This is a genomic window from Neisseria sp. P0021.S006, from assembly GCF_051956895.1.
This window is the reverse complement of the sequence record NZ_JBQCWZ010000499.1, coordinates 1-983: the sequence shown is the minus strand read 5'-3', so window position 1 is coordinate 983 and position 983 is coordinate 1. Positions and strand designations below refer to the sequence as shown.

Annotated in this window: 1 protein-coding gene; it reads right to left on the bottom strand. The window is 51.8% G+C overall.

All coding sequences use genetic code 11. The features are described 5' to 3' along the window. Positions 1-44: 44 nt before the first annotated feature. Positions 45-935 (bottom strand): DMT family transporter, encoded by an 891-nt coding sequence (locus ACTHUM_RS15255; protein ID WP_440403321.1) that lies wholly within the window; start codon positions 933-935, stop codon positions 45-47. Between the last annotated feature and the right edge of the window lie 48 nt (positions 936-983).

The window sequence follows — 983 nt, the reverse complement described above, 5'->3', positions numbered from 1 at the left end:
TAAGATTGTTCGCGGATGGAAATCATGGTGTTCTCCTTGTTAAATTATTGCTTCATCAGAAATTTTTTGATTGAGGCCGGAGTAAAACTGCTGAACACGCCGCCTGCAACAATGAGAACCATGCCGGCGGCTTCCTGCCAAGTGATTTTATCGCCGAAAAGCAGGACGCCGGACAGGGCGGAGAAAACGACAGCCAGGTAGGAAAGCGAGGCAACGGTAAATTTCTTGCCGACCTTATAGGCGCGGGTCATGGCAAGTTGGGCAATCATGGCGGAGATGCCGATGCCGGCCAGATAGGGCAGGGAAGACACGGTCAGCGGATGCCAGCCGGTAAAGCAACTCCAAATGGCAGACATAATCAGGCCGGTAAGCGACAGATAAAACACCACGCGCCAGCCCGGCTCGCCCAAAAGCGAGAGTTCGCGCACCTTCAAATACGCCCAGCCCGACATGGCGCCGCCTGCTAAGCTGACCAGCGCGGCAAATTCCTGTCCGCCTTGAAAAGATGGGTTGAGCAACAGGATAACGCCGATAAAGCCCATAACCAAAATGGCTTGGGTATAAAGCGTAATTCTTTCTTTTAAAATGAAAAATGAAAAGATGGCAAGCCAGATGGAGGACGTGTAGTTGAGTGTGACGCCTGTTGCCAGCGGCAGATGCATGACGGAATAAATCGTGCACATCATAGCAAGCGTGCCGATGACGCTGCGGTTAAGATGGGTTTTCCAATGCGGCGTGGAAAATGTGTTGCCTTGCGCTTTGGCCATGATGCCTAAGAACAGGGTGGAGACCAGCATGCGCCAAAAGACCAGCTCGCCGCTGGAAAAGCCGAATTGCGTTGAGGCGGCTTTGACGGAGAGGTTCATGACGGTAAAGCCGAGCGCGGCAATAACCATCCATGCTGAACCGAGCGGATCTTTTCTAACAGTGTCCAGTTGATGGGTGTGTAAAGCGGTTTTATTAATAAGAGAACATTATACCCG